Source organism: Glutamicibacter sp. NPDC087583 (assembly GCF_044743685.1).
Taxonomy (GTDB): domain Bacteria; phylum Actinomycetota; class Actinomycetes; order Actinomycetales; family Micrococcaceae; genus Glutamicibacter.
On record NZ_JBIUWY010000007.1, the window covers coordinates 94,948 to 109,667 of the forward strand.

Below are 14,720 nucleotides of genomic sequence, written 5' to 3' on the forward strand. Positions count from 1 at the left end.
GTCAGCGGGTACTAGCTGGTCCGGTTTCAGGTCCAGCGCTTGATAGCCCAGCGTTCTGCTATCGACAGCAGGGCATCGGTGATCTTTCCAAAGACGGCCAGCAGCACGATGGTCATGATTAGGCGGTCCAATCGGCCGTTGTTCTGCGAGTCGGTGAGCAAGAAGCCAAGGCCCATTGACGCGCCGAGGAGTTCGGCTGCGACCAGGAAGAGCCAAGCTTGGGCTAGTGCCAAACGCAGTCCGGAGAAGATCGAAGGGACCACTGCGGGCAGCTGGACGGTGCGCAGCAGCTTCAATCCCTTCAACCCGAAGGCGCGGGCTGCTTCGACCAGGTGGGCATCGACATGGCGCAACGCCAAGGCGACGGTGGTAAAGACCGGGAAGAAGGCACCAATGATCACGAGTGTGACCTTGGAATCTTCACCCATTTTCATCCAGAGCACCAGCAGCGGAACCCAAGCCAAGGAAGGGACTGCACGCAGGGCGCTGATGCTCAGTCCCAGAAATGCATCTGCCAATTTGGACAGCCCGACAAGCGCACCCAGCGCCAAGCCCAGCAATGATCCGAAGGCGAAACCGAGAAGAACACGCTGAGTGGAGATGCCGATGTGCTTTCCGAGTTCGCCATCCTGGAAGAGCTCAATGGCAGCAGAAACCACTGAACCCGGAGTTGGCAGTGTCCACGGAGCAACGATTCCGGTAACGGTGACAAATTGCCACACAGCCAGGGTGGTCAGCGGCAAGACCAGCGCAAGCAGCCATTTCGGGGCACGCAGGATCGTTGCGGCCATGCTGGCCTTCTGCTTGGCAGGTGTTTGGCTTCCGCGGGTTCCAGCCACGTTAGTGGGACTCATGGCTGGTTACTCTCCGGAGATCTTTGTTGCGTCTGCCTTGACGGCAAACTGGTCATCGATGAGGGTTTCCAGAGCTTCATCAACGGATTCCTGCTCCGAGACATCGCCGCTAGCGACCAGCGTGGGAGCAATCTTGCTCAGGACTCCAGTGAATTTGGCGTCGGGAACTGCCGGAACGTCCAGATTGGAGCGTTCCTCAATGACGGTGGCAGCAACTCCTGGTTCGAGCCCTGCTACGTCGGCCAGGATTTCTGCGGTTTCCTCGGGATTGTCAGCTGCCCAGCCACGAGCCTTTTCGTAGGCATCGACAACGAGCTGGGCGAGTTCGGGGCTCTGATCAATGAAGTCTTCGCGAGCGTTCAGCGCACCGTAGGTGTTGAAATCCAAGTTCCGGTAAACCAGTTGCGCGCCGTCTTTTTCGGCAGCGGCCATGATCGGATCCAAACCGCTCCAGGCATCAACCGAGCCGTTGGCCAGGGCGGTACGTCCATCGGCATGCTGGAGGTTCTGCAGCTTGATGTCAGCTTCACTCAAGCCCGCGGATTCCAGCGCCTGCAGCAGGAAGAAGTATGGGTCGGTGCCCTTTGTAGCGGCCACGGTCTTGCCAGCGAGATCTTCAACGGACTCGATTTTCGAGTCCTTATCCACTACCAGGGCCGCCCATTCCGGCTGCGAATACAGTGCGATGGTCTTGATGGGTGCACCGTTAGAACGGTTCAGGAGCGCAGCGGAACCGGCTGTGGAACCAACATCGATTGCGTCGGCGCGAAGAGCTTCATTGGCCTTGTTGGAACCTGCGGACTGGATCCATTCGACATTTACGCCCTGCTCCTTGGCGGCTGCTTCCAACCATCCCTTTTCCTTGAGTACCAGGCTCAGCGGGTTGTAAGTGGCAAAGTCGATGGACAGGGTCTGACCATCCGAGGAGGCTGTAGCGTTTTCGCCAGCACAGCCGGTCAGGGCAACTGCGCCAACGATCAAGGCGGCGGCGGACAATGCAGTGCGGCGGGTGAGACGGTTCAAAAGCATGGAGAATCCTAGAATTGTGCGTGCAAGCGGTGTAGGTGAAAAGGCAAAGGGGACGAATGGTTCGGGACCCACGGCGTGGCCGGGACTAATGGTTGGTTGGGTCGACGCCGAGCAGGCGCAATAGGTGCAGGCGATCTGCAACGAACTTTTCATCGGTATGCCGGCGTGGATGCCCAGCTGAGATGGACAGATCTTCGATGACGCCCGCTGCACTATGCCCAGCGCCTCGCCCCAGAACAATCACGCGGTCAGCCAGAGTCAACGCCTCGTCCACATCATGGGTCACCATGAGAACGGTGGTGGGGAACGATGCGTGAATCGAGAGCAGCAGATCCTGCATCTTCAAGCGTGTCAGCGCATCGAGGGCGCCAAAGGGTTCATCAAGAAGCAATACACCCGGGCGCCGAGCCAGCGCGCGAGCCAGCGAAACCCGCTGCGCCATGCCTCCGGAGATCTCGCGTGGGCGCAAGCTGGCTGCATGGCTCAGACCGGTCAGCTCGATCAACTCCTCGATCAGCGCGTTGCCGGAGCGCTTATCGGTTTCCGGTGCCAGGCCCAGTGCAATGTTCTGGCGAACCGAGCGCCATGGCAGCAGCCGGGGCTCCTGGAAAGCAACGGCGCATAACTCGTTGATGCCGGTGACCTCGCGGGTGCCGGTGCGGATGGTGCCGGTGGTGGGGTGGTCCAAGCCCGATACTGAACGCAGCAGCGTGGATTTTCCGCAACCGCTGGCTCCAAGAATGGCCACGACTTGACCTGCTGGAATTTGCAGGTTGATATCGGCCAGGACGGTGCGGTTTTCCATCTTGGTGGTGAAGGTCCGCGACACGTTGCTGAACTGCACGTCCAGGGCGCTTGAAGCTGAGACAACGGGAGCTGCCTCGGGCGCTGCAAAGGAAAGAGTCATGTTCATCTCCATCGGTCCTGGCGGTAGCACCGGCCTGCAGAGCAAAACTCCAAAGGTGGTTGCTGCGGCGTCAACGAGCCAGATCTCTCGGCCGCTCGGGATGGTTACGTGTCCATTACAACGAGTCGAACGATTTGAACGCAAATCTCGCGTAATATGAAAAAATCTTCGACAACTACGTCACATTGCCCAGAAATTTCGTTATTTATTTTATTGCAGGCCGGTTTGCTCGACATTAAGCAAAACTTTGCAACTCATCTTCGGCAGGACACGGAATAGGCTGTGAAATTTGAAGATGGGCACTGCCGGCACTGGGACGAAATGTGACTTCGCGGGTTGGAATCACCGGTTTATTACCGTTACAAATGAATTACGACCCATCCAGAGCGGCTGAGAGATCTGGCTCCACGACGCCGCAGCAACCACCCCAATAGCGGGACGGTGCTACCGCCAGGACCGATGGAAAGAATTGAGAACCCTGATGCCTATTGGTGAATCGCACAATGCCCTCGGACTGGACTTCAACCAGCTCAGTGACCCTTCGCAGGCCACCGCAATGGACCTGGACAAGTTTGAAGAACAGTTGCCGACTAGGCAATTGCTGAAAATCACCCCCGGACCAAGTGCGGATGAGCAATACGACCGGCTGGCCGAAATCTTCCGTCCCGTTTTTGCGCAGATCGCTGCAACCGCCAAGGACCGCGACTTGAACCGCGTGCTTCCTTTCGAGCAGGTAGGCCTGCTGAATCGCGAGCGGTTCGGTGCGTTGCGCCTTTCCGTTGCCGACGGGGGCTATGGTGCACGGCTGGTGGATGTCTTCCGCTTGCTCATCGAGCTTTCCGAGGCGGACTCCCACGTAGGCCAGCTGTGGCGCGCGCATATCGCATTCGTTGAGAATGTCTTGGTGCTGGACGACGAAGAACTGCGCAAGAAGTGGGTCGCTCGCATCGCTGCCGGGCAGATTATCGGCAACGCCTACACCGAACGCGGTGGCAACGCCCTGGGCACCTTGAACACCAAGGCCAGCGTCTTGGATGGACGCTGGGTGATCGACGGTGAAAAGTACTACTGCACCGGCACCATTTTTGCCGACTGGACCACCGTTGCGGTGGCCCACCCGGAGCTCGCCGGCCGCCAGATCGCCGTGGTCTCCACCCAGCGCAGCGGCGTCAAGATCCTCGACGACTGGGATGGGTTCGGCCAGGGCCTCACCGGAACCGGCACCACCGAATTCCACCAGGTCCCGGTGGATTGCTTCATGCCGCAGCAGACCAATGACTCCGAAGCGGCGATCTTCCAGCTGGTGCTCATGGCCGTGCAGGCGGGCATCGCCCGCGCCGCACTGAACGACCTGCGTCACGCGGTGCAGGCGCGCACCCGCATCTTCACCACTGGAACCGGGGTGCCGGTATACCAGGAACCCCAGGTCCTCCAGCTGGTGGGCGAAGTTTCCGCGGAGTCCTTCGCTGCCGACTCCGTGGTGATCGGCGCAGTCCTTGAAGTTGAAGCCGCCTTGGGCGATCCGGGACTGAACGACGAGGAACGCTACGCAGTATGCGAGCTGGCCGCCAACCGCGCGCAAACCGTGGTGCAGCCACTGGCCATCGGCGTGACCAGCAAGCTCTTCGACGCACTGGGCGCCTCTTCCACCAGAAGCGGCTGCAACCTGGACCGGCACTGGCGCAATGCGCGCACCATCGCCACGCATAACCCGGCGATCTACAAGGCGCGCATCGTCGGGGACTACGAGATCAATGGGGTCCAGCCGCAACGGCTGTCCGTCACCGGCGAGGATTCGACCCAGCGGGCCTGAGGGCCTGCGACGCACACCAGCAACTTTCCACGATTACCAACCTATGGGGGCAAAGCCATGAGCGAGAACAAGCGCGAGATCCTATTCAACGCATTCGACATGAACTGCGTGGTGCACCAGTCGCCGGGCCTGTGGCGCCATCCGCAGGACAAGGCCTCGACCTACAACACCCTGGGCTACTGGACCCACCTGGCCAAGGTGCTGGAAAAGGGGAAGTTCGACGGGCTGTTCCTTGCCGACGTGCTGGGCACCTACGACGTGTACAAGGGCACCAACGTGACCCCGCTGGGCTCCGGCGCGCAGGCGCCGGTCAACGACCCGATGATGCTGGTTTCCGCCATGGCCGCTGTGACCGAGAACCTCGGCTTCGGCGTCACCGCAGGTACCGCCTATGAGCACCCGTACGCTTTCGCCCGCCGCTTGGCCACCCTGGACCACCTGACCAACGGCCGCGTGGGCTGGAATGTCGTCACCGGCTACCTGCCATCGGCGGCCCGCAATATGGGCCAGGAAGACCAGATGGAGCACGACGAGCGCTACAACCACGCCGATGAGTACCTCGAGGTGGTCTACAAGCTGCTCGAAGGCTCGTGGGAAGACGACGCGGTGCAGAACAACAAGGCCACCGGCGTCTACACCGACCCGGCCAAGGTGCACCCGATCGAGCACGAAGGCAAGTACTTCAAGGTTCCGGGCATCGCCATCACCGAGCCGTCCACCCAGCGCACCCCGGTGATCTACCAGGCCGGCGCCTCCAAGCGCGGCACCGAGTTCGCCGCGTCGAACGCCGAAGCGATCTTCGTCAATTGCCCCACCCGCGACCTGCTGAAGGAAGCGGTCAGCAAGATCCGTGACGCTGCCGAGGCCGCCGGGCGTGGCCGCTACGACATCAAGGTCTTCGCCATGCAGACCATCATTACCGCCGAAACCACCGAACTTGCCCAGGCGAAGTTCCAGGACTACAGCTCCTACGTGGATATCGAGGGATCGCTCGCACTGCTGTCGGGCTGGACCGGCATCGACATGTCCGTCTACGGCCCCGACGATGTCATCGGCGACGACGTGAAGTCCAACGCCATCCAGTCCTCGGTGGAAACCTTCAAGAAGGCCAGCGGCGATACCGGCAAGCCGTGGACCATCCGCCAGCTGGCCGAATGGATCGGCGTGGGCGGATTCGGCCCGGTCTCCGTCGGTTCCGGCGCCGAGGTAGCCGAGAAGCTCATCGACTGGGTGGAGTACACCGACGTGGACGGCTTCAACCTCGCCTATGCCGTCACACCGGGCACCTTCGAGGACATCGTCGAGTACGTGGTTCCCGAGCTGCAGGCGCGCGGGGTCTACAAGACCGAATACACCGAGGGCTCGCTGCGCCACAAGATGTTCGGCGAGGGAGACCGCGTGAAGGACACCCACCGCGCAGCCCAGTACAAGATCGCCAACCGGATGGCTGCGCAGGCCTAGGCGCATAGCCTGATAGCGCAGCAAATGGCGGCCCCGGCAACTTCGGAAGAAGTCGCCGGGGCCGCCATCTGCCTGCGGGCCTATTCGGTTGGCTTCAGCACCATGGCTGAACCGCCGCCGCGCCTCGTGGGCTCGGCCGCTGCGGTGAGCGTGCCATCGGCAGCGATTTCCACCGCTTCAACCGCTCCGATTTCCGCCTGCGGAGTGAAGGAATCGCCAGCTGGCGTGAGCTTGTGGCCGAAGGCTTCGAGCGCGGAACCGTGGGCTTCGATAAACTCCGGTTCCGCGGTGACAGCGGCCGTATTGCGCTGGGAAGCACGCGGAGCGGCGATGGCTTCGCTGATGCTCATGCCCAGGTCGATGCGGTTCACCAGGGTCTGCAGAACCGTGGTGATGATGGTTGAACCGCCGGGGGAACCGATGGCCAGCACCGGATCGCCGTCCTGCAAGACAATGGTTGGAGCCATCGAGGAACGTGGGCGCTTGCCAGGTTCAATGCGGTTCGGATCCTGCGGGTCGTACACCGTGGAGAAATCGGTCAGCTCGTTGTTCAGCAAGAATCCGCGATCGGGAACCACCATGCCCGAGCCACCGGTCTGTTCGATGGTCAAAGTGTAGGAAACGGCATTGCCCCAACGATCCACGACCGACAAATGGGTGGTGGAGATGTTTTCCGTATCCTGCTCTTCTACCGGTTCGCTGGTGGCAGCGGGGCATTGGCCATCATAGTTTTCAAGGTCGCCCGGAGCGACCGGCTTCGTTGCAGCCTGCTCCGGATCAATGGCGCAAGCACGATCCGTACCGAATAATTTGTCCGTCAGCGTCTGGGTCGGGACGTTGGTGAAAGCGGGGTCGCCGACGTACTTGCCGCGATCAGCGTAGGCGAGCGCAGTTGCCTCGAAATAATGATGCAAGGCATCGGGTGCTTCCATAGCTGGCAAATCGAACTCGCCCAGAATGTTCAGCGATTCGCCGATGGTCGTTCCGCCACTGGACGAAGGAGCCATGCCGAAGACGTCATAGCCCCGGTAGTCCACCTTAGTTGGTGCCTGCTCCACCACTTCGTAGCCGGCCAGGTCGGCAGTGCCCAGCTGCCCTGCGGGAACCGGGAGGGCGGTGTCTTCGCTCTTTGGCGGAGCCTGCACCGTTAGGGCGATTTCGGCAGCCAATTCGCCCTCATAGAATCCCTGGAGGCCTTGCTTGGCCAGCATCCGGTAGGTGTGTGCGAGATCCGGATTCTTGAAAATGCTCCCGACCTCCGGGGCATCTCCGCCGGGCAAGAACAATTCGCTCGTGGAGGTGAACGCGGCGAATCGTTCCTTGTTATCCAGGGTCTGTTCACGGAACGTCTCATCAATGACAAAGCCGCGTGAAGCGATCTGGGTTGCCGGCCGCAGAACCTGTTTCAGGTTCTGCGAACCCCAATTATCCAGTGCGCGCTGCCACGTGGCCAAGGTCCCGGGCACGCCCACGGACACGCCACTGGTGACCAGTTCCGGGGTGAAGTTATACGGCTCGCCGGTTTCAGGATCGATGAATGCATCATGCGCAATGCCTGCCGGTGCGGTTTCGCGGCCGTCGATGGTGCTGACCTTGCCCGACTTCGCATCGTAGTGCATGAAGTATCCGCCGCCGCCAATGCCTGCGCTATAGGGTTCGGTGACGCCCAGTGCCGCCGCGGTTGCCACAGCCGCATCGACAGCGTTGCCTCCCTTGCGCAGGATTTCGATGCCGGCAGCGGTGGCTTCCGGATCGACCGACGAGACTGCGCCTCCAGTGCCGATGGCGGTCGGGTCCTTCTGGGTGTGCCGTGGTTCGGCGCTCGCCGGAAGCGCTGAGAAAGCTCCCAGGCCCAAGGCGATGGCTGCCGCGCAGGCAACTGATCTTAAACGTACTCGTGGCATGCTTTGATCTCCTCTGCAGGTGGGGATGAAGTATGCGCAAATTTACGGGAGCGGGAACTCGCCGCGCGGTTGTGACACGCAGCACCATGGGTTTGCGCGGCAATTTCGGCATTGCCGCGCGAATATTCCGGGTTGTGACGCGTTAAAGCGGCGGGCAGGCACCGCGGCCTCGATCGCCGCCAATGCCTGCCCGCTGGAACCCTAGTGCACCTGGGCTACTTGTCCAGGTTGTCCTTGATGACTTTGCCCAAGGAAGCCGGGGCGCGGCCGATCAGCTGAGCCAGCTCCCCGGAGTCCACTTCCAGCGCTCCTTCTCGAATGCGCATGTCGGTATCGACGAGGATGTGCGCGAACGGTCCGGGGACGCCGGCATCAGCGTAGATCTTTTCCAGTTGCCCTGGATCCATTTCCTGGTAGGCGATGTCCTGGCCGGCGGCAGCGCCAACCGCGCCAGCAAGCTGGGCGAGGGTGAATGGCTTATCGCTGCCCAGCTCGTAGATCCTGCCGTTCTGGTCCTCCTCGGAAAGCAGCACGGCCGCAGCGGCATCCGCATAGTCTGCACGGGCGGCAGCGCTGATCTTGCCATCGCCGGCGGCACCGAGCACCGTGCCGCTGTTGAGGTAGCCCATCAGCTGGTCGGTGTAGTTCTCGATGTACCATCCATTGCGCAACAGCACGTAGTCGATGCCGGATCCGGCCAGCAGCCGTTCGGTGGCGATGTGCTCGTCGGCGAGCTTCATGCCGCCGGACAGGGCGTTGGCAATTGAGGTGTAGGCGATCAGCGAGACATCCACGTGCTTGGCCGCGTTGATGACGTTCTCATGCTGGGCAACGCGCTGGCCCACCTCGCTGGCCGAAATCAGCAGCAGCTTGTCTATGCCTTCGAGTGCGGACACGAGAGTTGGCTGGGCGTTGTAATCGGCAACGCGGGTTTCCAGGCCTTTGCCTGCCAGTGGTTCCAGCTTCTGCTCGGAGCGGCCAATGGCGACCAGATCAGCGGCATTCGCCCCGCGCGCAAGCAGCGCGTCGATGACTAGATTTCCAAGCTGTCCGGTGGCACCGGTAATTGCGATCTTCATGGGGTCCTCTCGTTGGTCTGCATCTGCTACAACCGGCGAGGACGTGAGGTAATTCCCGGAACCATCGAATGGGAATGCCGATTAAGCAAGGATTCGCATGGATCTGTCCACAGTTGGCGTCACAAAGCGTTTTATGTCCGGCGCATTGCATTTTATGACGCGCAGCATGACGTGTATCGGCTGTTTCAGGACGCGTTCTGCGACTTCATGACCCCTGCTTACGTAACGCTTGTCTGCTGAATTCAGGGGTTGCAGACTTGAACTGTTCGGCCGGTACAGCCGGACACCCCATCCAGAGCGACCGAGAGACCTGGCTCGTTGAAGTCGCAGCAACCACCCGTAAACGGGAGCGGTGCTAAGGCCAGGACCGATGGAGATTGCTAAATTTCTCAACGGTCTGCCGGAAGAAACTCGCCGTGGGTAGTCCCGGAATCAAGGCAGAACGTACAGGGAATCTATGCGTAATCCTCGGGGCACCAACCGAGAGGACATCTGTAACCATGCGTACAGCACATTTTGGCCTGAAGGCCACTGCAATCCTTGCCGTTCTGGGCTTGTCACTCACTGCATGCGGAAACAACGCCAATACTACTGGCGCCGCTGAAGCAGCAGCCGATCCAGGGGAACCAGTAGAAGGCGGTACCTTCACTTTTGCTGAAGTTACCCCCATCAACAATTGGCAGACTCAGGCAGCGCGTTTCTATGAGAAGGCCAACGTACTGAATTCCGTCCTTGATCGCCTGACCTACTACGACGTGGAAGCTGGCAAGCTGGTTGGCTGGATCGCCAGCGGATTCGAAGCCAACGATGCCAAGACCGAGTTCACGTTCACCATTCGCGACGGAGTCACCTTCTCAGACGGATCCAAACTGGATGCCAAAGCCGTGAAACTGAACCTGGACGCGCTGGGTCAGGGCATCAAGGAAGCTCAGATTGCACCGAACGTTGACTTTGCCGCCTACAAGTCGGCAGAGGTCGTTGGGGACAACAAGGTCAAGGTCACGCTCAAGCGTCCGGATGCCAATTTCCTTCGGGCGACTTCTTCAGTAACTGCTGGATTGGTGTCCCCGAAAACCCTTGAACTGGATAACGCCGCGCAGTCCTCGATCTCCAAGATTGTTGGTTCCGGACCGTTTGTCTTTGAATCGGAAAAGCCTGATGAAGAAGTGGTTTTCACCAGCCGCGATGACTACGCTTGGGCACCAGAATCTGCCTCTAACCAGGGCGATGCATACCTGGATACCTTGGTTATCAAATACCTTCCTGAGGTAGCTAGCCGTGCCGGGGCAGTTCAGTCCGCGCAGGTAGATCTCGTCCGAGGCTTGCAACCGGTGGATGAACAAGTGCTGGGTACCAACGGTGGCAAGGTGTTAGCTGCTGAAGGCGTAGACCTGACCACCAACCACGCAGCAGTACGTGTTGGCTCGGGAAAGCTTGAAGACGTCAAAGTCCGCCAAGCGCTGCAGATTGCAATCGACCGCCAGGCCATTAAGGAAACCGTTCTCTCGGATAGCTACGTCATCTCCGGATCGATCCTGAACCATAAGGCTCCAGGTTTCGTAGACCTATCTTCCGAACTGGCGTACAACCCAGAAAAGGCCAAGCAATTATTGGATGAAGCCGGTTGGAAGCCGGGCGCGGATGGCATTCGCGAGAAGGACGGAAAGAAACTGGAAGTAACGGTCTCCACCTCCAATAACTCCGTGGTCATCAAGCCAGCGTTCGAACTGATTGAACAGCAATGGCGAGAGATTGGCGTCCAGCTGGTCAACCGCGCGGCGGACAATACTTTCCTGACCAACGCGCTTGTCGACGACAAAGTGGAGTTCTTCGGCACCCGCCAGTTCGCATACGGCGGACTGGGCCCGGTCTACGCAACTGCGAACAACAATCAGACACTTCGCGCCGATCCTGAACTGAACAAGCTTTTCGCCGAAGAGCAGTCAGCAACCACCGAAGAAGAGCACCTGAAGTTGGTGGAAGAAGAACAGCGTACCCTGGTGCTTGACCAAGCCTTGACCTTGATTCTTTGGGACGAAGTTCAGGTCTATGGGGCCAATAACTCCGCCAACGTTGAATTCACTTCCGGTACCGCACCAATCTTCCAAGGTGCTTGGAAGAACGACGGCTAGGAACCGAGCTCATGGGCATTTACATCGCAAAACGATTGGGACAGGCAATATTGGTCATTTGGCTGGCCTACACGGCGGTTTTCATCGCTGTGCAGGCCTTGCCGAATGACCCGGTCACGATCTTCCTGAGCACTGACTCAGCCGCGGATCCGGCCACCATTGCACAGATGAAGGCGTACTACGGATACGACCAGCCGGTCTTCGTGCAGTACTTCACGCAGCTGCTGGGATTGCTTCGCGGAGATCTCGGATATTCCTTGTCCAGCGGTTCGGAAGTAGCGAATCGAATCGGTGAAGTAGCTGGATCCACCCTGATTCTGGCTGGCAGCGCATTCGTTTTGTCGGTGGTATTCGCCCTGATCATCGCCTCAGCGGCGAGCCTGTCCAAGGGCGAAAAACTGCGCAAGACGCTGCTGAATCTGCCACCGCTAATGGTGTCCATTCCTGTTTTCTGGTTGGGCCTGGTGCTCCTGCAGCTGCTGGCAGTGCAGCTCGGAGTGATGTCACTGTTCCCGGACGGCTCATTCATGTCGCTGGCAGTGCCTATCTTCGTACTCGCCGTGCACCTGAGCGCTCCGATCGCCCAGGTGCTAATCAAAAGCGTGCAGGAAGTTAATAGGCAGCCATTCATCGACGTGCTGAGAGCCAAAGGCGCCAGCGAAGCGTGGATCTTCTACAGGCACACCTTGAAGAACGCGGCCCCTGCCGCACTAGCCATTGCGGGTATCACCATTGGCGCTCTGCTTGCTGGTTCGGTTATCACGGAGACGGTGTTTTCGCGTGCAGGATTAGGCCAGCTGATCTTGCAGTCAGTTACCGCGCAGGATATCCCATTGGTCCAAGGACTGGTGCTTCTGACAGCCATTGTCTTCACGGGGGTCAACTTGCTGGTAGATCTCATCCACCCTCAGATTGATCCGCGAATCGTCGCTTCGACAAGCAGGTCAACCCGCTCGCTGGTTGCATAAGGAAAGAAGGACTAATGACTCTCTTGACCAAGCACATTGGATCAGTGGCCAATGAAGATCAGCGCCAAGTTCCAACCAGCACTGTAACCAGTCAACGTAATCCAGCAGTACGCTGGTTAGCTGCCTGGTGGGTTCTCATTCCGCTGTTCTTATTTGCGGCGTGGGCTTTCTTCCCTTCGTTCTTTACTGGACAAGACCCAATTACGGGTGTGCCGGCTGACAAACTGCTAGCGCCAAATGCGGAGCACCTGTTCGGAACAGATCATCTGGGGCGTGACGTATACAGCCGAGTTGTCTACGGAACTCACCAGACACTGCTGACCGCCGGTCTGGCTTGCTTGGTTGGAAGCGTAGTGGGTTCGGTCCTCGGACTGCTGGCGGCGACCGCCGGACGGTTCGCAGACACCGTTGCAATGCGCTTTGTCGATGTTGTCCTGGCAGTTCCTGCCTTCCTGATCGCGCTGATTCTGGTTACCGCAACTGAACCGGGACCGCTGTCCTTGGGCCTAGGTGTGGGTATCGCTTCGATCGCGGCATTCGCTCGCCTCGTGCGCACTGAAGTGCTCAGGGTCCGATCACGCGATTTCGTGCAGGCGGCCTTGATGAGCGGCGGCAAATACTTCACTGTGCTACGTCGCCACATCATCCCGCACATCATCGGTCCGGTTCTCTCCTTGCTGGCTGTAGATCTGGGTGCTGCGATTCTTGCAATTTCCGGTTTGGGGTTCCTGGGCTTCGGCTCGCCACCGCCGACCCCTGAATGGGGACTGCTGATTTCCGAAGGACGCCAGTATCTTTCGGTGGCATGGTGGCTGACCACTTTGCCGGGATTGGTTATCGTGGCGGCGGTAATGCTGACAGCAGTACTGGGACGTGCCATCAACAAGGCATTCCGCTTCTAGCCCTACTCTTTGATGAACGGACAAGACCATGAACGCAACGAACGACGCTTCTTCAGCAGCGATCCGCATTGAAGATCTAACGGTCCAGTACGACCAGGGCACAGTAGCTGCTGACAATATCAATTTGGAAGTCCCCGCGGGGCAGATCATTGCCATTGTTGGTGAATCCGGCTCGGGCAAATCCACCCTGGCCAAGACACTCATCGGTTTATTGCCGCAAAGCGCGAAGGTCAAGGGAAGCGTGCGTTTCGGCGGTACAGAAGTCACTAATCTTTCCATGGCCGATTGGCGTGCGATTCGTGGCGCAGGCATTGGATTAGTTCCACAGGATCCTGGTGCTTCTCTGGATCCGGTGAAGACCATTGGCTCTCAGATCATTGAAGTCTTCCGTTTGCATCCGTCACGTTCAGTTCCCAAGGCGCAATGGCGTTCCAAGGCAATTGAGCTGATGGAGAGCGTTGATATCGACCGTGCGGAAAGCCGACTGGACCAATACCCGCACGAACTCTCTGGTGGCCTGAAGCAGCGCGTGCTGATTGCGATTGCCTTTGCCTTGAACCCTCAGCTGCTCATCGCTGATGAACCAACCAGCGCCTTGGACGTCACCGTGCAACGCACGGTATTGGAAGTTTTCGTGTCACTGGCACGCCAGAGGGGAACCACAGTCCTCTTTGTCACCCATGATCTTGCTGTTGCGACTGACATTGCGGACCGCGTACTGGTGATGAATTCTGGCCGGATCCTGGAGGACCGCAGCGTTCCAGCGTTGGTAGCGCAAAGCACCGAACCATATACCAAGGCACTGCTCGATCAGGCCTATGCGCATCAGGATCGACAGCAACCTTCAGACTCGGAGGATATGGCAATCACTGTGGATGGCCTCAGCAAGGTCTTCGGCAAAGGCCGCGACGAACACCAAGTTCTTTCCAACGTCAGTTTTGAAGTGCAGCGAGGCACCACGTTCTCGCTGGTCGGCGAATCGGGTTCAGGAAAATCCACTACAGCCAAAATCATCATGGGAATGCACCCAGCCACCGAAGGTTCGGTGTTGGTCAACGGAAAAGAAGTTGCCGGCATCAGCGGCAAGCAGCGCTATGATCTGTGGCGGGAAGCGCAATTGGTCTACCAGAACCCTGACTCGGCACTTGACCCCCGCCAGGCAATCGGCTCGATCATCGCTGAGCCAATGGTCAACTACCGCCTGGGTGATAGCGCTTGGCGTGCGAAGCGTACAGCGCAGCTGATGGAACAAGTGAACCTTCCTGAACAGCTGGTTGGCAGACGTCCGGGTGAACTTTCCGGAGGCCAGCGCCAGCGGGTAGCTATAGCCCGTGCTCTAGCTAGCGGCGCAAAAGTTCTGGTTCTTGATGAAGCATTGAGTGCATTGGATGTACTGACCCAGGAACAGATCCTTGAATTGCTCGACCAGCTGCAACGTGAAGAGCAACTGACCTATCTGTTCATCTCCCACGACCTGCATGTAGTGGAACGGATTAGTCACCGCGTCGGCGTGATGTGCCGAGGGCAAATCGTCGAGTCGGGCACTGTCGAAGAGGTCTACTCCAACCCCCAGCATGAGTACACCAGAACGCTGCTTGCGGCGAATCCCGGCAACGTACTTCGCGAACTGGCCGGCACGCGCAGCGCCTAGCCATTCCAAACCATTTCCCA

11 protein-coding genes and 3 riboswitches are annotated in these 14,720 nt (G+C 59.2%); of the genes, 6 read left to right on the forward strand and 5 right to left on the reverse strand.

The features are described from left to right. Positions 1–26: 26 nt before the first annotated feature. The 3 genes from ACIOU9_RS15655 to ACIOU9_RS15665 all read right to left on the reverse strand — a co-directional run bounded on the left by ACIOU9_RS15655 (position 27) and on the right by ACIOU9_RS15665 (position 2,790). Positions 27–791: an ABC transporter permease gene (locus ACIOU9_RS15655; RefSeq protein ID WP_388024657.1), complete on the reverse strand. Its 765-nt coding sequence runs from the start codon at positions 789–791 to the stop codon at positions 27–29. Between the two features lie 69 nt (positions 792–860). Continuing rightward, positions 861–1,883, reverse strand: coding sequence for an aliphatic sulfonate ABC transporter substrate-binding protein (locus tag ACIOU9_RS15660; RefSeq protein ID WP_133834315.1), 1,023 nt, complete (start codon positions 1,881–1,883; stop codon positions 861–863). Between the two features lie 85 nt (positions 1,884–1,968). Then, on the reverse strand, positions 1,969–2,790 hold the full coding sequence (locus tag ACIOU9_RS15665) for an ABC transporter ATP-binding protein (protein WP_133834316.1): 822 nt from the start codon (positions 2,788–2,790) through the stop codon (positions 1,969–1,971). A 5-nt stretch (positions 2,791–2,795) separates the two neighbouring features. Next, a riboswitch (SAM riboswitch) is annotated at positions 2,796–2,897 on the reverse strand. Positions 2,898–3,164: 267 nt separating this feature from the next. Continuing rightward, a riboswitch (SAM riboswitch) is annotated at positions 3,165–3,256 on the forward strand. Positions 3,257–3,271: 15 nt separating this feature from the next. On the opposite strand from ACIOU9_RS15665, the gene ACIOU9_RS15670 reads away from it, so the two are divergent. Together ACIOU9_RS15670 and ACIOU9_RS15675 are read left to right on the forward strand one after the other, a co-directional pair. Further along, positions 3,272–4,603 (forward strand): acyl-CoA dehydrogenase, encoded by a 1,332-nt coding sequence (locus ACIOU9_RS15670; protein WP_388024589.1) that lies wholly within the window; start codon positions 3,272–3,274, stop codon positions 4,601–4,603. Positions 4,604–4,660: 57 nt separating this feature from the next. Beyond that, entirely contained in the window at positions 4,661–6,064 is a 1,404-nt protein-coding gene (locus ACIOU9_RS15675; RefSeq protein WP_402697496.1) for an LLM class flavin-dependent oxidoreductase, read from the forward strand. An 80-nt stretch (positions 6,065–6,144) separates the two neighbouring features. Here ACIOU9_RS15675 and ggt read toward each other — a convergent pair whose 3' ends face one another. Both ggt and ACIOU9_RS15685 read right to left on the reverse strand, forming a co-directional pair. Continuing rightward, on the reverse strand, positions 6,145–7,968 hold the full coding sequence (gene ggt, locus ACIOU9_RS15680) for a gamma-glutamyltransferase (protein ID WP_402697498.1): 1,824 nt from the start codon (positions 7,966–7,968) through the stop codon (positions 6,145–6,147). A gap of 215 nt (positions 7,969–8,183) precedes the next feature. After that, positions 8,184–9,047, reverse strand: a complete 864-nt coding sequence (locus tag ACIOU9_RS15685) for an NAD(P)H-binding protein (protein ID WP_133834320.1) — start codon at positions 9,045–9,047, stop codon at positions 8,184–8,186. Positions 9,048–9,332: 285 nt separating this feature from the next. Then, a riboswitch (SAM riboswitch) is annotated at positions 9,333–9,424 on the forward strand. Positions 9,425–9,547: 123 nt separating this feature from the next. On the opposite strand from ACIOU9_RS15685, the gene ACIOU9_RS15690 reads away from it, so the two are divergent. From ACIOU9_RS15690 to ACIOU9_RS15705, 4 genes are read left to right on the forward strand one after another with little or no spacing between them, the layout of a single operon-like run. Continuing rightward, positions 9,548–11,179 (forward strand): ABC transporter substrate-binding protein, encoded by a 1,632-nt coding sequence (locus ACIOU9_RS15690; protein WP_388024584.1) that lies wholly within the window; start codon positions 9,548–9,550, stop codon positions 11,177–11,179. 11 nt (positions 11,180–11,190) lie between these two features. Beyond that, positions 11,191–12,147, forward strand: coding sequence for an ABC transporter permease (locus ACIOU9_RS15695; protein ID WP_133834321.1), 957 nt, complete (start codon positions 11,191–11,193; stop codon positions 12,145–12,147). A gap of 14 nt (positions 12,148–12,161) precedes the next feature. Further along, positions 12,162–13,049, forward strand: coding sequence for an ABC transporter permease (locus ACIOU9_RS15700; protein ID WP_133834322.1), 888 nt, complete (start codon positions 12,162–12,164; stop codon positions 13,047–13,049). Positions 13,050–13,077: 28 nt separating this feature from the next. After that, positions 13,078–14,700, forward strand: a complete 1,623-nt coding sequence (locus ACIOU9_RS15705) for an ABC transporter ATP-binding protein (RefSeq protein ID WP_133834323.1) — start codon at positions 13,078–13,080, stop codon at positions 14,698–14,700. Positions 14,701–14,720 lie beyond the last annotated feature (20 nt).

Excerpts from the sequence above, each read along its gene's own strand:
- ACIOU9_RS15655 (WP_388024657.1), bottom strand. The coding sequence starts at position 791 with ATGGCCGCAACGATCCTGCGTGCCCCGAAATGGCTGCTTGCGCTGGTC.
- ACIOU9_RS15660 (WP_133834315.1), bottom strand. The coding sequence starts at position 1,883 with ATGCTTTTGAACCGTCTCACCCGCCGCACTGCATTGTCCGCCGCCGCC.
- ACIOU9_RS15665 (WP_133834316.1), bottom strand. The coding sequence starts at position 2,790 with ATGACTCTTTCCTTTGCAGCGCCCGAGGCAGCTCCCGTTGTCTCAGCT.
- ACIOU9_RS15670 (WP_388024589.1), top strand. The coding sequence starts at position 3,272 with ATGCCTATTGGTGAATCGCACAATGCCCTCGGACTGGACTTCAACCAG.
- ACIOU9_RS15675 (WP_402697496.1), top strand. The coding sequence starts at position 4,661 with ATGAGCGAGAACAAGCGCGAGATCCTATTCAACGCATTCGACATGAAC.
- ggt (WP_402697498.1), bottom strand. The coding sequence starts at position 7,968 with ATGCCACGAGTACGTTTAAGATCAGTTGCCTGCGCGGCAGCCATCGCC.
- ACIOU9_RS15685 (WP_133834320.1), bottom strand. The coding sequence starts at position 9,047 with ATGAAGATCGCAATTACCGGTGCCACCGGACAGCTTGGAAATCTAGTC.
- ACIOU9_RS15690 (WP_388024584.1), top strand. The coding sequence starts at position 9,548 with ATGCGTACAGCACATTTTGGCCTGAAGGCCACTGCAATCCTTGCCGTT.
- ACIOU9_RS15695 (WP_133834321.1), top strand. The coding sequence starts at position 11,191 with ATGGGCATTTACATCGCAAAACGATTGGGACAGGCAATATTGGTCATT.
- ACIOU9_RS15700 (WP_133834322.1), top strand. The coding sequence starts at position 12,162 with ATGACTCTCTTGACCAAGCACATTGGATCAGTGGCCAATGAAGATCAG.
- ACIOU9_RS15705 (WP_133834323.1), top strand. The coding sequence starts at position 13,078 with ATGAACGCAACGAACGACGCTTCTTCAGCAGCGATCCGCATTGAAGAT.